The sequence below is a fragment of the Pontibacillus sp. ALD_SL1 genome, from assembly GCF_017355605.1.
In genome coordinates, this window is sequence record NZ_CP062974.1 from 1,867,878 (window position 1) to 1,887,241 (window position 19,364).

The 19,364-nt window shown below is 39.6% G+C and carries 18 protein-coding genes; 6 read left to right on the forward strand and 12 right to left on the reverse strand.

Annotation, left to right across the window (positions count from 1 at the left end; genetic code table 11):
- The first annotated feature begins 6 nt into the window (after positions 1 to 6).
- Positions 7 to 1,461 (forward strand): NAD-dependent succinate-semialdehyde dehydrogenase, encoded by a 1,455-nt coding sequence (locus IMZ31_RS09365; RefSeq protein ID WP_207530221.1) that lies wholly within the window; start codon positions 7 to 9, stop codon positions 1,459 to 1,461.
- Positions 1,462 to 1,540: 79 nt separating this feature from the next.
- On the opposite strand, the gene IMZ31_RS09370 is transcribed toward IMZ31_RS09365, so the two are convergent.
- The 10 genes from IMZ31_RS09370 to IMZ31_RS09415 all read right to left on the reverse strand — a co-directional run bounded on the left by IMZ31_RS09370 (position 1,541) and on the right by IMZ31_RS09415 (position 13,504).
- Complete coding sequence (locus IMZ31_RS09370) at positions 1,541 to 1,861, reverse strand: DUF3870 domain-containing protein (protein ID WP_207530222.1); 321 nt, start codon at positions 1,859 to 1,861, stop codon at positions 1,541 to 1,543.
- A 12-nt stretch (positions 1,862 to 1,873) separates the two neighbouring features.
- Positions 1,874 to 2,638: an IclR family transcriptional regulator gene (locus IMZ31_RS09375; RefSeq protein WP_207530223.1), complete on the reverse strand. Its 765-nt coding sequence runs from the start codon at positions 2,636 to 2,638 to the stop codon at positions 1,874 to 1,876.
- A gap of 89 nt (positions 2,639 to 2,727) precedes the next feature.
- The gene (locus IMZ31_RS09380) at positions 2,728 to 3,900 is read right to left on the reverse strand and encodes a saccharopine dehydrogenase family protein (protein WP_207530224.1); all 1,173 of its coding nucleotides are present in this window, start codon (positions 3,898 to 3,900) and stop codon (positions 2,728 to 2,730) included.
- Between the two features lie 24 nt (positions 3,901 to 3,924).
- Complete coding sequence (locus IMZ31_RS09385; RefSeq protein ID WP_207530225.1) at positions 3,925 to 5,427, reverse strand: aldehyde dehydrogenase family protein; 1,503 nt, start codon at positions 5,425 to 5,427, stop codon at positions 3,925 to 3,927.
- Between the two features lie 59 nt (positions 5,428 to 5,486).
- The gene (locus IMZ31_RS09390) at positions 5,487 to 7,163 is read right to left on the reverse strand and encodes a thiamine pyrophosphate-dependent enzyme (protein ID WP_207530226.1); all 1,677 of its coding nucleotides are present in this window, start codon (positions 7,161 to 7,163) and stop codon (positions 5,487 to 5,489) included.
- Complete coding sequence (locus IMZ31_RS09395; RefSeq protein WP_207530227.1) at positions 7,156 to 8,334, reverse strand: aminotransferase class I/II-fold pyridoxal phosphate-dependent enzyme; 1,179 nt, start codon at positions 8,332 to 8,334, stop codon at positions 7,156 to 7,158. The genes IMZ31_RS09390 and IMZ31_RS09395 overlap by 8 nt, the downstream gene beginning before the upstream one ends.
- A 429-nt stretch (positions 8,335 to 8,763) precedes the next feature.
- Positions 8,764 to 10,005: an NAD-dependent epimerase/dehydratase family protein gene (locus IMZ31_RS09400; protein WP_207530228.1), complete on the reverse strand. Its 1,242-nt coding sequence runs from the start codon at positions 10,003 to 10,005 to the stop codon at positions 8,764 to 8,766.
- Positions 10,006 to 10,247: 242 nt separating this feature from the next.
- Positions 10,248 to 11,465 (reverse strand): NO-inducible flavohemoprotein, encoded by a 1,218-nt coding sequence (hmpA, locus tag IMZ31_RS09405; RefSeq protein WP_207530229.1) that lies wholly within the window; start codon positions 11,463 to 11,465, stop codon positions 10,248 to 10,250.
- Between the two features lie 192 nt (positions 11,466 to 11,657).
- A complete protein-coding gene (locus IMZ31_RS09410; RefSeq protein WP_207530230.1) occupies positions 11,658 to 12,347 on the reverse strand; it encodes a Crp/Fnr family transcriptional regulator in 690 nt (229 codons plus the stop codon).
- 74 nt (positions 12,348 to 12,421) lie between these two features.
- Positions 12,422 to 13,504 carry a PRK06851 family protein gene (locus tag IMZ31_RS09415; RefSeq protein ID WP_207530231.1) on the reverse strand — a complete coding sequence of 361 codons (1,083 nt, stop codon included), beginning with the start codon at positions 13,502 to 13,504 and terminating at the stop codon, positions 12,422 to 12,424.
- Between the two features lie 136 nt (positions 13,505 to 13,640).
- Between IMZ31_RS09415 and IMZ31_RS09420 the strand changes: the two genes are divergently transcribed.
- Together IMZ31_RS09420 and IMZ31_RS09425 are read left to right on the forward strand one after the other, a co-directional pair.
- Entirely contained in the window at positions 13,641 to 13,946 is a 306-nt protein-coding gene (locus IMZ31_RS09420) for a hypothetical protein (protein WP_207530232.1), read from the forward strand.
- 110 nt (positions 13,947 to 14,056) lie between these two features.
- Entirely contained in the window at positions 14,057 to 15,271 is a 1,215-nt protein-coding gene (locus tag IMZ31_RS09425; protein ID WP_207530233.1) for an MFS transporter, read from the forward strand.
- 14 nt (positions 15,272 to 15,285) lie between these two features.
- Here the strand turns inward: IMZ31_RS09425 and IMZ31_RS09430 are convergent, their stop codons facing one another.
- Entirely contained in the window at positions 15,286 to 16,149 is an 864-nt protein-coding gene (locus IMZ31_RS09430) for a CvfB family protein (protein ID WP_207530234.1), read from the reverse strand.
- A gap of 110 nt (positions 16,150 to 16,259) precedes the next feature.
- Between IMZ31_RS09430 and IMZ31_RS09435 the strand changes: the two genes are divergently transcribed.
- The 3 genes from IMZ31_RS09435 (at position 16,260) to IMZ31_RS09445 (ending at position 17,925) form a co-directional block, all read left to right on the forward strand.
- A complete protein-coding gene (locus tag IMZ31_RS09435) occupies positions 16,260 to 16,697 on the forward strand; it encodes a YaiI/YqxD family protein (RefSeq protein WP_207530235.1) in 438 nt (145 codons plus the stop codon).
- Positions 16,698 to 16,810: 113 nt separating this feature from the next.
- Positions 16,811 to 17,542, forward strand: a complete 732-nt coding sequence (locus tag IMZ31_RS09440) for a YetF domain-containing protein (RefSeq protein WP_207530236.1) — start codon at positions 16,811 to 16,813, stop codon at positions 17,540 to 17,542.
- Positions 17,543 to 17,559: 17 nt separating this feature from the next.
- On the forward strand, positions 17,560 to 17,925 hold the full coding sequence (locus tag IMZ31_RS09445; protein ID WP_207530237.1) for a DUF4363 family protein: 366 nt from the start codon (positions 17,560 to 17,562) through the stop codon (positions 17,923 to 17,925).
- Between the two features lie 84 nt (positions 17,926 to 18,009).
- Here the strand turns inward: IMZ31_RS09445 and IMZ31_RS09450 are convergent, their stop codons facing one another.
- On the reverse strand, positions 18,010 to 19,323 hold the full coding sequence (locus IMZ31_RS09450; protein WP_207530238.1) for a lysine N(6)-hydroxylase/L-ornithine N(5)-oxygenase family protein: 1,314 nt from the start codon (positions 19,321 to 19,323) through the stop codon (positions 18,010 to 18,012).
- Between the last annotated feature and the right edge of the window lie 41 nt (positions 19,324 to 19,364).

Genomic DNA, 19,364 nt, shown 5'->3' on the forward strand with positions numbered 1-19,364 from the left:
AAATACATGATTACATGGGATAAAAGCTTAGATTCCCTTTTTATAAATGGAAAGTGGCAACCTGCTAATTCAGGAAGAACTGAAAGTGTCATCAATCCCGCGACGCTTAAGAAACTAACGGATGTATCATGGGCAGGCCGAACAGAAACAGAGAACGCAATCCAATCCGCTTCCCTCGCCTTCCGGGAATGGTCCAGGAAGACCGCGCGGGAACGTTCAAAAATTTTATATAAAACACACGAGTTATTATTAGAACGTGTGGACCACCTCTCTACAATCTTAACGATGGAACAAGGCAAGCCATTGGCAGAAGCGAAGGGAGAAATCCGTTCGGCTGCAAACTTTTTTCTTTGGTATGCTGAGGAAGCAAATCGTTTATACGGAGAGTGGATCCCCTCTTCCATTCCAGGCAAACGACTACTTGTGAAGCCAGAACCTGTTGGAGTAATAGCAGCCATTACTCCTTGGAACTTTCCTTCTTCCATGATTGCTAGAAAGCTTGCTCCAGCACTTGCTTCAGGGTGTACCGTTATCTTAAAACCCGCACCCGAAACGCCTTTATCTGCTATAGAACTAGTTTCCATTTTAGCTGAAGCAGGCGTTCCCGATGGAGTTGTTAATTTAGTTACAGGCGATGCTGAAGAAATAGGTTCAGCACTAATGGAGAGTAGAGACGTACGTCTGATTACCTTTACGGGGTCTACAGAAGTTGGAAAACTTTTAATGAAAGGTAGTGCAAGTACCGTTAAGAAACTTTCGCTCGAACTGGGTGGTCATGCGCCGATCCTTGTGTTTGAAGATGCAAATCTAGAACGGGCTGCTAGTCAAACCTTAGCGAGCAAATTTCGTAATAGTGGCCAAACGTGTATATGTGCTAATCGTGTTTATGTACATGAAAATGTTAAAGAACGTTTCACCAACTTGCTGCAAGAAAAGATCTCTCTTCTAAAAGCAGGGAACGGGTTAGAAAAAGGGATTGATTTAGGTCCACTTATTAATCGTCAATCACTTGATAAAGTGCAATTGCACTTAGAGGATGCTATTCAAAAAGGAGCGAACGTTCTAAACGGAGGTGCTCCCCTCCAGGTAGGATTAAGTGGACACTTCTATTCCCCCACTCTACTGACGCAGGCCAATAATGATATGAAAGTAATGCGAGAAGAAACGTTTGGCCCCCTTCTTCCGCTTCAGTCATTTATAGAAGAAGCAGACGTAATTCATAAAGCCAATGATACAGATTATGGTCTGGCAGCCTACTTGTTTACTGAAAATCTAAGTCGTGCTACGAGAGTATCAGAAGCTCTTGAATATGGGATTGTAGGAGTAAATGATGTGTTTCCAGCTGTTCCGGAAGCTCCATTCGGAGGTGTGAAGCAATCGGGAATTGGGAAGGAAGGCGGATCACAGGGGATCCATGAGTATGTGAACATTAAATATATCTCGACGATGATTGATGAATAAAGACGTTACTCTCTTTTGGATGACTCGTTCATTCATGAGAGAGTTTTTGTTCATGAAAAAAAAGCATCCATAGGTGTGACTATGAATGCTTGGACTCGTATTGTAGTTCGAACTGTTTGTGTAAATCCCTTAAAGCGGATACGAGAGCATTACCTGCTTTCCCTAAGTAATGCTGTCGTATAGCTTCTATAGGTTCATCAACAGTATGCCTCAAACTATACCCCTTAAGAAGTTGACTAATAAACTGACGCCCATGTTCTGTTGCTAGTGTACAGTTAGCCTCTAGGATGACGCCATAGTTACAGTCCACTTCTGCTGTGATCGTTAAGACATCATACATATTGTGCGCAGCCATTCCGGCGGGCAGTCTAGCGTGACCAGCAACGAAGTATGTCTTCACATAATCCCCCCATTAGTATTGTCGATAACCCATATTTATAGAAATTTGATGAGCAAAACGCGATGCAGCATCCTTAATCAATCTCAAATTATCCCCTTCGAAATGACTCGACAATCCGCTTACAGCAAGAGCGGCTATAACTTCTTTCTTATGATTAAAGATTGGATAGGAGATTCCCGTTGTATCATGGTCTTGCTCTCCCTTACTGACTGAGTATCCTTGTGTTTGGATCACTTCTAATTCAAGCTTAAGATCTTCTAAATCGATTTGAGCAGACTCATTCACGGAAGACATTGATAATTCTCTTAAAATACGCAGTTGTTTATCTGAGTGCAAAAATGCAAGAAGAAGTTTAGGACCCGAACCTAAATAAAGGGGGACCGTTTTACCGATCTTAGTATACAAGCGGAGCGCCCGTTTCGAATCAACTTTCTCAATATAGGTCGCTTTATCATCATTTGCTATTGCAAGATGAATAACCTCGTTTATCTCATGAGCTAGACTTTCCATGAATGGCTTCGCAATGCGTCGTATCTCGATTTGATCTGCGACACGATACCCGAGTTCCATTAACTTAATTCCTAGACGGTAACGACTATCATACTCAGATTCCTTTGATTTTACGAGAAAGCCTTCTTGTTCGAGCGATGAAAGTAGACGATAAGCAGTAGCCTTAGGGAGGTTTGATTGTATCGTGATGTCTTTGAGGGTTAGTTCTGGTGTCTCTTCTGTAAAGTAGTCCAGTAGTTTCAAAGCTTTAATGACACTCTGATTCATCTTAGGTCTCCTTTGTTTGACGTGCCCTCATCTTATTCGTGTCAACTGTTATAAAAAGGAGAGATCAGTTGATCCCTCCTTTAGTAAACTTAAATTTGTACATGTGATGGATGGATCGTCATCTTTTCTTTTATCTCGACACCTCGTTTCGCCATTTCTTTAATGTAGACATCCCCTGGCACAATTTTTTCAGGGGGGTGTACGCCTCTTTTCGTAATTTGACCGCTACCAATTAATTGTGAAACGACTGATATAGTATTAGCAGTCGCACGCGCCATTGCGGTAACGTTACTAGAACGGTCTTTAAACGTCACCATCTCATATTCATAAGTCGTTTTTTGGCCATTTTTTAGCCCGCTTACTTGAACACGTAAGAGTACTGCATCATCTTTATCCTTCAGGTCAACAATTGGATCAATGGTTTTAAGAAGTACTTCGCGAGGTTTCACCTTAATTCCGTTTATCTCTACCTCATAGTCATTACTTGTAAGATTAAGATCTACTAACAGCTTCATTTTCTCCGCATGACCTGGATATCGTATTGTTTTATACTCAAGGTCATGAATGTTGGGAAAAGAATGAAGCAACGTTGAGGTACCTCCAGAGGTATGGAACGCCTCAAGTGGGCCAAATTTATCAAAATAAAGACGTTCAACTTCCGTTAAGGAAGATACTTGTTGCCTTGATCCATTCCGAATAATCGTAGATGGATCCGTATAGTGGTCAAGTAATCCTTCCATGGAGAAAACATGATTATATTCAAGTGGTGCTTCTGGTTTCACAGGGATACCTCCAACAAATAAACGAATCGATTCAGGCTGATCTAGTTTGCTAGCCCCATAACCTGATAAAATGTTAATCATACCAGGGGCAACACCGAGGTCAGGTATAATCGTTACATTAGCTACATCAGCGTCACCGTGCATACGAAGAACGTTATCTGTAACGCTTCCGATATGACCACCTAAGTCAACCGAGCTTACCCCAACCTCAATCGCTGCCTGAGCGACTCGTTCGTTAAAGGAGTAGAACAACGCATTTATGATGACATCGAATTGTCTTATATATGCTTTTAATTCTACAGGGTTCCCAGCATCAACTTGATACGCTTTAAGTTTAGAAGAGTTCAGTATACGACATACTGATTCCGCTCGCCCTAAATCAATATCGGCCAGCCCAACTTCTACAACTGCTGGATTTTGAGTTAAGTCACGTGCGGCTTCTTTCCCCATTAAACCCGAACCTAATACACCTATTTTCATAAGATCAAGTCCCCCTTTTTAGAATTAATCAACGTCGATTTGTGCTCGTTGGAGTTTACCACTGTAATCAACATAGACAGCTTTCCACTCTGTAAACACATCAAGAGCCGCTACTCCTGAATCGCGATGTCCATTCCCTGTTCCTTTCGTTCCTCCAAATGGCAGATGGATTTCAGCTCCAGTCGTTCCTGCATTGACATATACAATACCTGTATCTAGATCTCTTTGAGCCGCAAATACTCGGTTTACATCGCGTGTGAAAACAGAACTAGATAAGCCATATTCGACACCGTTATTCACTTCAATTGCTTCTTCAAAACTCTTAACAGGTATCAATGATACGACAGGTCCAAATATCTCTTCTTGTGCAATCTTCATGTCAGGTGTCGCATCAGTAAACAGCGTAGGAGCAAAATAGTTTCCATTTGCGTATTCTCCATTATTTAATACATATCCACCCGCGAGTAATTTTGCGCCTTCTTCTTGGCCAATCTTAATGTATTGCTCAATCTTTTCAAGACCACCTTTGTTAATAATCGGGCCAACTTTATTCGTTTCATCTAATCCGTTTCCAATAGTAAGCTTCTCCATCTCAGCAAGGAGGCGCTCTTCAAGACGTTCTTTTACATCTTCATGTACAATTACTCTACTGCAAGCCGTACAGCGCTGTCCGCTGGTGCCAAATGCGCTCCATAGTATGCCTTCTGTTGCCAGAGATAAGTCTGCGTCATCCATGACGATCACCGCGTTCTTCCCGCCCATTTCAAGAGACACTTTTTTTAGTTGCTCTCCGCATTTAGCTGCAATTGATCTCCCTACATCATTAGACCCTGTAAATGAGATTACGCGTATATCTTTGTGGTTGACCATCGTATTACCGACCTTAGAACCTGAACCAAATACTACATTTAACACACCTTTTGGCAAACCAGATTCTTCGAAAATCTTGGCAAGTTCATATGCCATTAGAGGAGTTTCTGTAGCAGGTTTCCAAACAACAGCATTTCCCGCTACAATAGCCGGAAATGACTTCCAAGTAGCGATGGCAATTGGGAAGTTCCAAGGTGTAATAATCCCTACAACTCCAACTGGGGCACGTACGCTCATTGCAAATTTGTCTTTTAGTTCAGAAGGAGTGGTTTGACCAAATAACCGGCGTCCTTCTCCTGCCATATAAAAGGCCATGTCGATGCCTTCTTGAACTTCACCACGTGCTTCTTCAATGACTTTTCCATTTTCCATGGTTAAAATTTGGGAAAGCTCCTCTTTTCTCTCTTTCATTAACATCCCTACACGATACAAGACTTCTGCTCGCTGTGGAGCTGGAACAAGCGCCCATTCTTTTTGTGCTTCCTTTGCTGTTTGAACAGCTTCGTTCACATCAGCTTCACTTGATAACGGAACTTGGACTAGTGTTTCCAAGTTTGCTGGATTCTTCACTTCTGTGAATTGGTTACTCGCGGAGTTTACCCAATTTCCGTTAATAAAGTTCATTAGTTTTTCTTCTTGGATGAGTGTTTTTGTCATGAAAATGACCTCCTTAGAATGATAGTTATATGGTTAATGAACAATGAAGTCCATAACACTTACTTGTGTCGTTTTCTGATGTCCTCAATCGTAGAGGAAACCGAAATCTGATCCGGATCGCTCTCAATTTCAATGATGACCGGTTTATCGGATTTAAGTGCGCGTTTAATAGCCAATTCGAATTCATTAATAGTACGAACGAGATAGCTACTTGCTCCGATAGATTGGGCCAAATCAGTAAACGGAACGCTTCCTAGCTCTGTGCCGATTGGTTTAAAAGGAAAATGCATCTCCTGGTGCATGCGTATAGTTCCGTACATTTTATTGTTAAATACAATTGATATAATGGGGATGTTGTATCTAACCGCTGTTTCGATTTCCTGCATGGTCATCATAAACCCCCCGTCCCCTGAAAGAGAGATAACTGTACGATGGGGGTGAGCAAGCTTCGCTCCAAGAGCGGCAGGCATACCATATCCCATTGCACCTGAAGTGGGGCCTACATACGTATTTCTTTCCGTAAACTGAAAGAAGGTATGTAACCAACCCGCAAAGTTTCTTGCATCGTTTGTTACTAATGCGTCCTTAGGTAAGTGAGCTTGTAGCTTACCTATAATTTGTGAATGGAAACTATGACAATCTAAATCTTGTTGAGTAAGTCTCGTCACATTTTCATACACTTTCCTTCGATCGCTTGCCCAGTCCTTCCACGCAGGTGGTAGATTAATGGATAATAGAGCCCGCAATCCTTCTTTAAGATCTGCTACAATGCCAATATCAGGCTGATAGGTTTTTCCAATTGATTCGTAGTCAATATCTATGTGAACAAGCCTTTTCTCTTCAGTAATTATTGAGTAATCCTGAGTTGTGACTTCTGATAAGCGAGTGCCAAATGCAAGAATTACATCTGATTGTTGGACGGTTTCTAAAATAGATTTGTGAGTACCTAAACCTAGGTGACCCAAATATAGAGGATGGTCATTCGGCAGAGCATCATGTCTTCTGAAAGATGCCATTACGGGAATGTGATTCCTATTTGCAAACCGTTTTAGTTCTTCCTCAGCTCCAGAAGCCTTGACGCCTCCTCCAGCAATGATTAATGGATATTCTGAAGAGAGTAAAAGCTTTTCAACATCATCGATTTCATCATTTGATGGTCGAGGTGTAGGTCTTCGAACAGGGGGGCCAAATACCATGACAGATTCCTGAATCAAGAGATCTTCTGGGAGAGATACAACGACAGGACCAGGCCTACCGGTTTGAGCTACTCTAAAAGCTCTCTGGACTAATTCCGGAACCCTTTTAGCATCACGTATTTCCACCGTCCATTTCGCAATATGGCTAAAGTACTGATCAAGATCAACTTCTTGGAATCCTTCTCGTCCCCTGAAGTGGCTGTGGACTTGCCCAAGGAATACAACCATAGGTGTGGAATCCTGGCGTGCTGTATGAACTCCTATCGTAAGGTTTGAACCCCCAACCCCTCTTGTAGCCATTAACACACCCGGTTTACCGCTAGCCTTTGCATAACCTTCCGCCATGAAAGATGCCCCACCTTCATGACGAGCAGATATTAGCTTGATGGAAGGTTCATCATAAATCGCATCCATAATGGGGAGGTAACTTTCTCCAGGAACACAAAACACGTGTTGTACTCCTTCAATTTTCATAACCTCTACAATAGCATGAGCGCTTGTAAGCGAACGTTTAGTAGGTTTTGAACTCTTCTCAATCATTTGATACCTCCCAGTCCAGAGATTTCATACGTTGAACAGCTTCATTTAAACGATCTGTTGGAACACATAAAGATAAACGAAAGTATCCCTCTCCACCTTTCCCAAATGCATGACCCGGGGTAACAATAACGCCAGCTTCATTAAGTAGCTTTTCAGCAAAAGTTTGCGATGAATATCCATTTGGAACTTTTGCCCAAACAAAGAATGTTCCACGCGGTTTTTCTGCTTGAATATTTAGTTCTTTCAGTACAATAAGTATGTTTTCTAACCGCTCTTCATAGATATTATTATTCTCTCTTACTGTACTGAAGTCACTATTAAGGGCAGTCGCTCCCGCTTGTTGAATGGGAATGAATTGACTTGTGTCTGTGTTGCTTTTGATGATCGACATGGCTCGAATCAATTCTCTATTCCCAGCTACATACCCAATCCTCCAACCAGTCATATTAAAGCTTTTAGATAGAGATCCAAATTCAAGAGCAATATCTTTAGCACCCGGAACCTCTAGCAAACTAGGAGCCTTATAGCCATCAAATGTAACAAGACTATAGGCGGCATCATGGGCAAGACAAAGACCATGTTTTTTTGCAAATGTAAACGCTTTCAAAAATGTTCTATAATCTACTGTAGCCCCTGTTGGATTGCTAGGATAGTTTAATAACATGACTTTGGATTTCTGTATATCTTCTTGGGACAGCTCCTCATACATAGGGGTGTATCCGTTATTAGGATCAAGGGGTAATCGAATCGTGTTTCCATAAGCTAGATGTACAGCAGACTGATAGACTGGATATCCGGGATCAGGAAGGAGGACACCGTCCCCTGGGTCTACCACAGCTCGAATTAAATTTGCCAATCCTTCTTTCGAGCCAATAAGAGTCAAGATCTCTGTATCCGGATTAAGAGAAACCCCATGATATTTCTTATAAAAGCGAGCTACAGCTTCTTTAAACTCTTGAATACCACTGTAGGGCGAGTACTTATGGTGAGCTGACTTTCTTGCTTCCTCAGTCAGTCGGTTAACGATAAAGGAAGGTGTTTTTAAATCAGGAGCTCCAATACCAAGATCAATAACATCAATTCCTTGTGCCTCTAGCTCCTTTTTCTTTTGATGAAAAACGGAAAATAAGTACGGGGGTAAACTATTTACATTTTGGGACACAAATGTCATAAGGTGAACCCTCCTCTTCATCATTTCACTAATTGAAACGCCATTTCATTATATGAATACTAATGAAGTCACATGACAATTTAGAGAAAGCTTCTAACTCTACTATGCTATGGCATCTTTCTATTTGTTTCTCACGATTAAATGTCTGAATATTTTAACTATTAACATTATGACACACATCATAGTTAGAAGAAATGGTAGTAAAGAATGTTTTTGAAATTAATTCCATGCAAAAAATTCTTGTTACTTTTAACTATATAATATTACAAACGATCATTGTTTGTAGGCCCGGCTTTGTTGGATATCTTCTAAGGATTGATAAAATACATATAGCGAAAATACTTGTTAGAAAACACCTTAAGATTTTAATCCTAAGGTGTTTCAAATCGTAAAAAAGCCCCCAGTTTTAGACTGGAGGCTTTCTCATCATTATTTATTTAATTCTTTACTTGTTTCTGGGATACCCGGTTGTTGTTCCTTTGTCCACGTACTAGTGGCAGGGATTTTTGAATAGTCAGCTCTGTGCGCGTACTTTCCTGCAACTTCAGTAACTTCTTGCAGAAGACCTGTATCTAATGTTGTTGGGTTCAATCCCTTAGATAAGAATAGATCATTTCTTACATGAAGATCGTTTGAAGGAGCTTCTTTACGTGGGTTGGATACATAAGCAATTTCACCATTTGTCATTTCACTAACTAACTCTGCTAAGTCATTAACACGATGAGTTTCCGTCATCTGATTAAAGATCATAACCCGGTCTTCACGTGAAGGTGCATTTTCAATAGCGAGTTCAATACAACGGACGGTGTCTTGGATATGAATAAAGGCACGCGTCTGTCCTCCTGTACCGTGCACTGTAATGGGATAACCCACTGCAGCTTGCATTAAGAAACGATTTAATACCGTACCATAATCACCGTCGTAATCAAAACGATTAATTAAGCGATCATCCATATTTGTTTCAGCTGTATTTGTTCCCCATACAATTCCCTGATGTAAGTCAGTAATACGTATGGAGTCGTTCTTATTATAGTATTGGAAGAGGAGTTGGTCTTGTGTTTTGGTCATATGATACACAGAGCCCGGATTCGTTGGGTAAAGAATTTGTTGTTCAATTCGCTCACCCGCTTCTGTTTTCACTTCCACATCGAGGTAGCCCTCAGGTATCTTCATACCCGCTGTTCCATATCCATAGACACCCATAGTGCCTAGGTGAACAAGATGAGTATCTAGGCCAGATTCTACAATGGCGCAAAGAACATTATGCGTAGCATTAATATTATTATTAACCGTATAACGTTTATGTTTTGGTGATTTCATCGAATAAGGAGCTGAACGTTGCTCCGCAAAGTGAACAATCGCGTCAGGCTTTTCTGCATTTAAAACGGCAAGAAACCCTTCGTAATCTTCAGCAATATCGATGTTATGAAAGCCGATCGTGTTACCGGATACTTCCTTCCATGCTTCGATCCTTGTCCCCATTGGCTTAATAGGGGTCAATGAATCCGCTTCTAGTTCGTTATCGATATTACGTCTGGAGAGATTGTCAATGATTACGACTTCATGACCTATATTAGACAGGTGAAGACTCGTAGGCCAGCCACAGAATCCATCCCCTCCTAAGACAAAAATCTTTTTCCTTGATTGTGTGTGTTTACTTTCTGAACTCATTTGAATACACCCTTTTATCGTTAATATGTACTGTTTCTTTAGGAGAGAAAGTAAGGAAAGAACATAATGCTAGATGGTCTACTACAGGAGTATAATGTTTTCCTTTTTATAAAAACCCCTTTTCATCATAACGAAAGCGGGAATTTGGTGCAACTATATTCACAGTCTGTTGACAATCAGGACAATAAAAAGAACTAAGAGTATTTTGCTCTTAGTTCTTTTTTTGAATACAAAGGTGTTTTTTATTGAACAGTTTCTAGCTGTTTGGCTGGACCAAAGAACTCATAATGCATACGCTCTTCTGGCACACCCCATTGCTGTAAGGCCTGAAAAGTTGTGTTCATCAATCCAGTTGGACCACAGAAATAAAAGTCCATTTGATTATGTGGAAGAATTTCTTGTAGCCATTCCAATGTTAGATATCCGGTATTTGAATCCATTGATTGCTTATCTTCTTCTGTGGGATTCGAGTATAAAGTATATTTGGTGACAGAATCGAGTTGTTTTACAATCTGAGCCACTTCTCCCTTAAGTGCATGTAACTGACTATTTCGGGCAGCGTGAATAAAGATGACCTCACGTTTTGGCTGTTGAGTTACGACTGTCTTTAACATACTTACAAGTGGTGTAAGACCAACACCTCCACTGATGAAGACTAATGGAATATCTTTAGACGTATCTAATACAAAATCACCAGCTGGAGAACTTACAGGAATTGTATCTCCTTCTTTAACTTTGTTGTGTAAATAGTTTGAAACTACGCCTTCTGGTTCATGGTCACTTTCTCGTTTAACGCTTATTCTGTAATAACCTTGATGAGGGACATCGGATAAACTATATTGGCGCACATGTGTATAGGCCTCTCCATCAATATGCAATTGAACACTGATATACTGTCCAGGTGAAAAACTAGGTAATGGATTTTCGTCAACAGGTTCTAAATAGAAAGACGTAATCGAATCACTTTCTTTCTCCTTCCGAGTAACTGTAAAAGCTTTGAACCCTTTCCATCCGCCTGGTTGCATAGCAGCTTCCTCGTACATATCTTGTTCGATTTCGATGAAGACGTTCGCTATAATTCCATAAGCTTCTTCCCAAGCCTGTAGAACTTCATCTGTAGCTCCATCACCGAGAACTTCTTTCATAGCCAAGAGTAAATGTTCCCCTACAATTGGATAGTGCTCTGCACGGACTCCAATACTTCTGTGCTTATGTGCAATTTGTTTCACTACAGGGAGGATTTCTTCTAGCTGGTCAATATTTTCAGCGGCCGCATAGACAGCATTCGCTAGAGCTGTTTGTTGATGACCTTTCTTTTGGTTCGTTTGATTAAACAGATGTAAAAGTTCAGGGTGATTGGCAAATAATCGTTCATAGAAGTGGGAAGTAATTTCTACTCCCCTTTCCTTTAAAATAGGAGCTGTCGACTTAATAATCGCTTGTTTTTCACTAGAAAGCATCTAAATGACCTCCATAAATAAGTAGTGTTCTTCCTATATGTACATTGTAAATAAGAGGATCCTTACATTTTGTGATGTATATCACAGTTTTTTTGACAATGTTGTGACCTCTTTATCACTTTTGACTTTGAAAAAGTTGGTTTTTATTTTGTTTGCTCGTTCACTTTGAACTCTCGGAATCTTAACAGACCTTTATCTTAGAGTAGCTTTTAAATCAGATAGGTTTATAATCTCAATAGAAGAGCGGCTCGAACGAAGAAGATTCTTTTTCTTTAATTCATTCAAAACCCGGTTTATGCTTTCTCTTGTGGAGCCGACCATATTAGCGAGGTCTGTATTTGTTAGTGGAACGGTAATATAAGCAGGCTGATTGTCAATAGTAATCCCTGATTCTTCTGCAAGTCGAATTAACGTTGAAATCAGACGATGCCTTACGTCTCTTGAAGATAATTCTTGAATACGTTCTGTCAGGAGTGATAACTTTTGTCCCATGACCTTCATAACCTGAACAGCAATATTTGGGTGATCAAACATAAGCTGATCAAAATCTTTAATCCGAATAACATATAGCTCCGCTTCTTCTAAAACTTGCGCAGTAGCAGGGTAAGGGTTTTGTTCAAAAAAACCTACATGAGGGAACATTTCTCCTGGTTGAAGAAAATTAATGATATGTTCTTTCCCATTTTGGTCTGTTTTAGAAGTTTTAACGATCCCCTTACTTATAAAGTAAACAGCCTCTCGCTTTTGCCCTTCCATAAAGATAACTTCTTGCTTCTGATAGAATCGCCTCGTAGTAATTGTACCTAAAGTAGATAATTCCTCTTCCTCTAATGTCGAGAATAAAGGGATTTGTCTTAATAAATGATTTGTTTCCTCAGTCATTTTTCATTCTCTCCTTCACTACGCAAGTGTAACACGTGATGATTAAACGCAAAAAAAAGACCCGATAAGGGTCTTTAACGACGTAGGATCTCATTGATCCACTCTTCTTTTTTATGATCTACAATTGTATAATCCATAGCATTTGAATAAATTGTTTTAAGTTGATCTCTTACATTTCTCGCATCCTCAAGAAGGGATATGGCATCTTTCATTTTATCTTTATATCTTTTCGTAGTGTCGGCTATCTCGCTTGCATATGTTTCATCTGTACCTTCCTCAATGCATCGTTTGTAAACATCTACAATTTCATCATTTTCTCGGTCTGGGAAGTATTCATGAGGGGCTGTGGAGTCAAAGATAGCAATACTGAGTTCACGTAAGATAATCATGTCTAGACTATTTGGATCAAAACCACAATGATACACCTCCACATTATATCCCTTTTCTGTACCTGCTTCAGCTATTTTCTTAAGCATTGTTGATTTACCTGAACCTGCTCTCCCTTTAATAAAGTAGCGTTTGTTTATGTCTGATGTAAGTTGCTGAATAAAATCTTTAGCCCCTTCTGGTGTTGCAGCACCAAGAAACCGATGTTCAATTCTTGGGGCTTTAAACTGATCTACATTTCCATAAAACAGATGAATTAACTCATTCGTCAGTTTATTAGCTTCATTAAAGTTCATAGAAGAAATGTATATATCCTCAAGATCATCATGAGCGCGAAGAGAATCGTTAAAAGTTTGGTAAGACAGCTCGCAAAGATGATCTAATTGCTTTGATAGGTGAACAATAGCATTTTTTTGTTCTGTTAAACGAACAGGGTCTAAGCCTTCACTTAAGTGAATGAAATGCGTACCTTCTAAGTCATCATTTTTGAGATGACGAATTAGTTGTTCATCTATTAGTGCCATTCTTCTATTACGTATGATTAAACCGTCAAGACTTCCTGGTTCAGATGGAGAATGAAGGTACTCTAAAAAATGCTCGCTCCCTTTTAACTCTTCAGCAACCGAATTAATAAATGTTGACTTCCCGGTACCGGGCCCTCCCGTTAAGATATAACACTCATCCAAACCATTTAAAATGGATTCTGTTAAACGATAATATCCTTCAGCAGTATTACCAGCAACATAATAATGATGGCAATTTTGACTCATGCAGTCACCTTCTTTCACTCGATACCGCTAGCATATGAAATGATCCTTGAATAGGTGAAAGCCTAAAATTCATTGTTGTAAGGCATTGCTTTTTCTCGATATAATAGAACTACCGATTGGTAAAGGAGTATTACATATGGAAAAAAAAGATTTAGAAGAACAAATTATAAAAAATTTCCAACAAGATGAACAAATGATGATTCTTGTTTTTGCTCAGTGGTGCGTGAATCACGATTTAAATCCTAAAGAGTTGTATTACAGAGCTTACCCAACCCAACAGGATAATCCTTCACTCCAACAGGGTATTGACTTAACGGTTTCAAAAGAAGAAGCAGAAGCTATTCCTGATCAAACACTCTTAGGTGTTCTGTCGCTTTACGGAAACGATGATCTTGCATATGTTGTAACAGACGAAATTCATAAGAGGGACAAAAAGGAGTAGCGTATTAGGCGCTACTCTTTCTTTATGTATAAGTAAGAACTTTCTAGAGTTGAATCCATACTTTCTAATTGGTATAGTGATATACGTATACCCGTATCGGGAGGGTTAGTATGAATACTGAAAAAGGAATCCGTCAAAATTTGACGGCTTTTATAACATTAGTGTGCATTAATGTCTTCGTAGGCTCTATGGTGGGGTTAGAAAGAACAGTATTACCCATATTGGCTAAAGAGGAGTTTGGCATTGCTTCTGTTACAGCAACCTTATCGTTTATCGTTTCATTTGGTGTTACCAAAGCAATAATGAATTTAATAGCTGGACATTTAGCTGACCGCTTTGGAAGAAGAACGCTTTTGATTGTTGGTTGGTTCATTGCAGGTTGTGTACCGCTACTCATTATACTTGCTGAAGCGTGGTGGCTTATTATAGCTGCAAATGTGCTTCTAGGGTTGAGTCAAGGGCTAACATGGTCTATGACAGTAAATATGAAAATTGATCTGGCCAAAGATAACCAAAAAGGAATCGCGGTCGGATTAAATGAATTTGCCGGTTATGTTGGTTTGTCTCTTACAGCCTTACTATCTGGCTATATTATGACAAGATTTTCACCAAGACCAGAGCCATTTGTAATTGGTTTTATAATTGTCTTCATAGGAATTCTGTTGTCCGTGCTGGTTAAAGATCAACAACACAAACATAATAAGAAAACTGGCACAACACCTTCGTTTCGTTCTGTATTTGTTAATACGTCATTTAAAGATTCCAATTTATCAACTACAAGTTTGATTGGATTAATGACCAACTTCAAAGACGGCGTAGCTTGGGGGCTCTTTCCTTTATTCTTTGCAACTACGTCTTTAACTGGGGGACAAATGAGCATCATCATCGCAGTATATCCTGCAAGTTGGGGGATTTTTCAACTGATTACTGGTCCATTAAGTGATAAGTTGGGACGCAAATGGCTTATTCTCTCAGGTGTATTACTACAACTCATTGGACTTTTGGGTATTGTATTCGGTACGATGTTTTCCATTTGGCTTTTCGCATCTTTACTATTGGGTATCGGCACAGCATTTGTTTATCCAACGTTGATAGCAAGTATAAGTGATGTGGCTTCCCCTTCATGGCGTGCTACTTCTTTAGGTGTTTACCGATTTTGGCGTGATAGTGGGTATGCGTTTGGTGCTTTAGCTGGAGGGGCCATAGCTGATCAATTTGGTTTAGAAAATGCTCTTATATTCACAGTGTGTTTCATAGGTATCACATTGATTATTGGTCTTTTCCGTTTATCAGAAACAAATGTTTATACAAAAAATGACGCCTAATTAGGCGTCATTTTTTATTCTGAATCTTTCAGTGTGGTTAAACCATCTTGTTGTTCAATCTTGCCTTGTTTTAACAAACGTCCTAGGGCACGCTTAAATGCAGCTTTACTAATGTTAAAAGTGTCACGGATTTCTTCTGGATCACTCTTATCAGTAAAGAACATTTTACCGCCTCGTTCGTTCATAAATGCGAGGATTTCTTCTGAATCTTCATCTAAAGCCTCTTCTTTAACAGGACGAAGAGAGATATTAAGTGATCCAACACTTTTTACATCAATGACTCGTCCCTTCACCCATTCACCTAATCGAGGTTCTTCTTTCCGCTCTGAATGGTGAATAAATCCACGGTACCCTTCTTCTGTAATTAAGAAAGACCCTACTTTATTAGAGCGATAAATATGACCACTTATAAACTGATGTAAAAGGGATTCTGGAGCAGGTTCACTATACATTTCAACTACGTTCTCTGTAGCTGGTTTAGCAAGTAAACGTCCCTTTTGGTCTTTTGATAGACAGACAAAAAGTTTGTCGCCAGCCTGCGGCCATACATGTTCAACTATCGGGAGGTCGTCTTCAGAAACGAGTAAATCCTTACTGATCCCAATATCTACAAAGACTCCGAGGCGTTTGACTGATTCTTTCACTTCCACCCAGTCGTATTGTTCAAAGGTAACACTCGGTATGGACATAGTTGCAGCCATAGTTCCTTTTTTCGTATGATAGAGAAAGACAAGGATGTCTTCGCCGACTTCCAATTCTCTTGTAGCTTCATTTGTATGCAATAATACTTCTTGATTATTAAGAGCCAACACGTAGCCCGTTTCAATAGTTCTTGAAACAGAAAGAGTTTGTGTTGTACCCACTTGTAATTCTGTCATTCCTTAGCCTACTTCCTTTTCTAGATTCATCTATTATAGCATATCTTATGAAGGCTTTTTAGTCCCCTGGTCCAAATACTTCAACAACCTATGTTAAAGGAGGAATTAGTTTGCACATATACGTAGATGCAGATGCATGTCCAGTTAAAGAAATTATCATCGAAGAAGCGGCTAAAGAGGAGCTTCATGTAACCCTTGTGAAAAGCTTTTCTCATTATTCAAACAAACAAGAACCAAAAGGTGTCGACACCATTTATGTAGACACTGGAGCGGAGGCTGCGGATTACCGTATTATGCAATTAGCACAAGCTGGAGATCTCATAGTAACCCAAGATTACGGGCTTGCATCCCTGGCCCTCTCTAAAGGGTGTATCGTCCTTCATCATAGTGGTTTTGCATACACTCAAGACAATATTGACCGTCTCTTAATTACCCGTCACGCAAGTGCCCAAGCTAGAAAAAGCGGAAAACGAACCAAAGGTCCAAAAGCTCTTACCTCTAAAGATCGAGAAGAATTCAGAAAATTATTGGTACAGTACATAAAGTAAGCACCTTGTTAAAGGCACCCCATAAAAGGGTGCTTTTTTATAGCTGAAGAAGCATAGAACAATCAATCAAGTAGAGAATATGAACAATACTGATCCTTCAGGAGGATTGAATTATGATCGATGAAACGCTTGTAGTAGTGGTTAGAGTAATCTTTTCATTCTTTACTCTTCTCATTTTCACACGTGTGCTCGGTAAACAGGAAGTTGGGCAACTAACGTTCTTTGATTATATTAACGGCATTACAATTGGCTCTATAGCAGCTAACTTGGCGACTGACCTCTCAGCTACAACGTGGGGCCACTGGGTAGGTCTTACAGGGTATGCGGTTTTAACAATGATTTTGCAAGTCATATCTATGAAAAGTCGTTATTTAGGAAAGGTGTTAGAAGGAGAACCTACTGTAGTTGTGAAAGATGGAAAGATCCTTGAGGATAACTTAAAGAGGATGCGCATTAAAGTCGGGGAACTTATGATGCTTCTCAGGCAAAGAGGTGTATTTAATATTACTGATGTAGAATTTGCTCTAATTGAAGTGAATGGTAAGCTTTCTGTATTGCCTAAATCACAATATTTGCCTGTGACACCTTCAGACTTAAAAATTCCGTCAAATAAAGGTGGTATTGCTACAGAACTAATTCAAGAGGGGCAACTTATCCCTCAGAACCTACAGCAAAAAAATGTGACGAAAGAATGGATTGAGGAACAGCTAAAAAAACAAGGTATCGATCAGATTGAGTCTGTCTTTTATGCTTTGTACTTACCAAATGGAGAATTGTACATAGATTTGTACGAGGAACAAGTTGGTGAAGAAGAAGATATAAGCGATTACCCAGGCCCTTATTAAGGTGAGGTGAAGAAGATATGAACCGCTTTTTCTTATACGCAATACCTCTTGTAACATTGGCTATATTTATAGTCATCATGACAGGTGGAAGTTGGTTAAAACAGCCTTTCGGGGAGAAAGATCGTGTCTATGAGTCATTTGAGAAATTAGAAGACTATGTGAGAGATAAAGAGTGGGATAAAGCGCAAGAAGAAGTTGATTATACGGCCAAAGCTTGGAAAAAAGTCGTAAATCGGATTCAATTTAGCGCTGAGAGAGAATACATGTTAGACATTGCGGGCGTTATTGCTAAGATTGAAGGAAGCATTAAGATAAAGGATCAAGAAGCCATCCTTCAAGAAGTTTATTATTTTTACTCCCTTTGGGAAAACTTAGGTCGATAATTAATTCGTGAGGAACTAAAAAACAGACGCCAATTTTAAAATTGACATCTGCATCAGTGTTAACAGGTAATATTATCTTTACTATTAGCTCTCAGGCTGAAAAGATTGAAACACGTTTTGGTCTGGGATTGGATAAGCAACTCGTTTTAACAAGTGATTTATAATGACCTTGTTTCGATGCACAGCAAGCCCAAGGTTGGTTGAACCCACTCCATGAGAATGAGAAATACCACTATGAACATAAATCTCATTGTCAGCCATTTTTGCTTTTTTAATGCGATAATCAGCCTCAACCATGTATCGTCCTTGTTCATCCCACTCTATTAATTCTCCTAGTGACTTAACAAAGTCTGGGACATGAGGTTTATATCCCGTAGCCGTGATTACTACTTCAGTTTCATGTGTAAAGGAACTCCCTTCCTGATGATGCGTGCAAGCTATTTCATATCCTTCATTTCCCGGTTTTTTTGTAATCCCGTTTACCTCTGTTAACACCTGTAATCCTACATTAGGTTTCTCCCCACCAACAGAATATTCATAAAGGAGATCATAAATATCTGTAGCTGTATGTGTACTAATTCCTTTATAGTAAAGGCCTTGCGTAGCAAATACCTCGTCTTTTTTTGATTGAGGTAGCTGATAAAAGTAATTTACATAGTCTGGTGAGAAGTGTTCGAGACTAAGCTTTGATTCTTCCATGGAAGAAAATCCAGTAGATCGTGTGATCCAATCAAGTCTAAAGTTGTGTTCTCGTTGTTCTTTTAATAATTCTCTAAATGTCTCGGCAGCACTTTGCCCAGAACCAATTACCGTAATAGCCTTCGCTTTCCTACAGCGATCTATGTGATCTTTAAATTGAGCGGTATGGAAAACGTCTTCTTTTGGCAACTGTTCAAAGGATTCAGGCATCACTGGCACACTCCCTGTACCAAGTAAAAGGTGTCTACTCTTGAAAACATTTGTTTCCCCTGTATCAGTATGGACTACAAACACTTCGAAATATGTTTCATTATCTTCTATGTAGCGCACCGATTCGACCTTTTTGCCGAATTGGCAGACGTCTAATTGACCTGCGACCCACTGACAGTAATCGTTATACTCCCGACGTGGAATATCTAAACGTTGAAGAAAATAGAACGGATACATTCTCCCATGCTCATTAATGTAGTTTAAGAAAGAATAATGACTTTTAGGGTTGGCCATCGTAACTAGATCAGCAATAAAAGGTACTTGCATCTTTGTTCCTTCGATTAACATTCCTGGATGCCAATCGAAGGAAGAGCGTTGTTCAAAGAATAAAGCATCAACTTCCGAATGGTCATCCAATAGAGCGGCCATACTTAAATTAAAAGGACCTATCCCTACACCTATTAAGTCATATATTTTGTCTGAACTCATTGTAAACATGTCCCCTTTGTCTTGTGAAAAATTATGCAATT

Coding starts and splice junctions, on each gene's coding strand:
- IMZ31_RS09430 (WP_207530234.1), bottom strand. CDS start 16,149: ATGACAGAATTACAAGTGGGTACAACACAAACTCTTTCTGTTTCAAGA.
- IMZ31_RS09450 (WP_207530238.1), bottom strand. CDS start 19,323: ATGAGTTCAGACAAAATATATGACTTAATAGGTGTAGGGATAGGTCCT.
- IMZ31_RS09410 (WP_207530230.1), bottom strand. CDS start 12,347: ATGACTGAGGAAACAAATCATTTATTAAGACAAATCCCTTTATTCTCG.
- hmpA (WP_207530229.1), bottom strand. CDS start 11,465: ATGCTTTCTAGTGAAAAACAAGCGATTATTAAGTCGACAGCTCCTATT.
- IMZ31_RS09395 (WP_207530227.1), bottom strand. CDS start 8,334: ATGACATTTGTGTCCCAAAATGTAAATAGTTTACCCCCGTACTTATTT.
- IMZ31_RS09365 (WP_207530221.1), top strand. CDS start 7: ATGATTACATGGGATAAAAGCTTAGATTCCCTTTTTATAAATGGAAAG.
- IMZ31_RS09445 (WP_207530237.1), top strand. CDS start 17,560: ATGAACCGCTTTTTCTTATACGCAATACCTCTTGTAACATTGGCTATA.
- IMZ31_RS09375 (WP_207530223.1), bottom strand. CDS start 2,638: ATGAATCAGAGTGTCATTAAAGCTTTGAAACTACTGGACTACTTTACA.
- IMZ31_RS09425 (WP_207530233.1), top strand. CDS start 14,057: ATGAATACTGAAAAAGGAATCCGTCAAAATTTGACGGCTTTTATAACA.
- IMZ31_RS09440 (WP_207530236.1), top strand. CDS start 16,811: ATGATCGATGAAACGCTTGTAGTAGTGGTTAGAGTAATCTTTTCATTC.
- IMZ31_RS09390 (WP_207530226.1), bottom strand. CDS start 7,163: ATGATTGAGAAGAGTTCAAAACCTACTAAACGTTCGCTTACAAGCGCT.
- IMZ31_RS09400 (WP_207530228.1), bottom strand. CDS start 10,005: ATGAGTTCAGAAAGTAAACACACACAATCAAGGAAAAAGATTTTTGTC.
- IMZ31_RS09420 (WP_207530232.1), top strand. CDS start 13,641: ATGGAAAAAAAAGATTTAGAAGAACAAATTATAAAAAATTTCCAACAA.
- IMZ31_RS09380 (WP_207530224.1), bottom strand. CDS start 3,900: ATGAAAATAGGTGTATTAGGTTCGGGTTTAATGGGGAAAGAAGCCGCA.
- IMZ31_RS09415 (WP_207530231.1), bottom strand. CDS start 13,504: ATGAGTCAAAATTGCCATCATTATTATGTTGCTGGTAATACTGCTGAA.
- IMZ31_RS09385 (WP_207530225.1), bottom strand. CDS start 5,427: ATGACAAAAACACTCATCCAAGAAGAAAAACTAATGAACTTTATTAAC.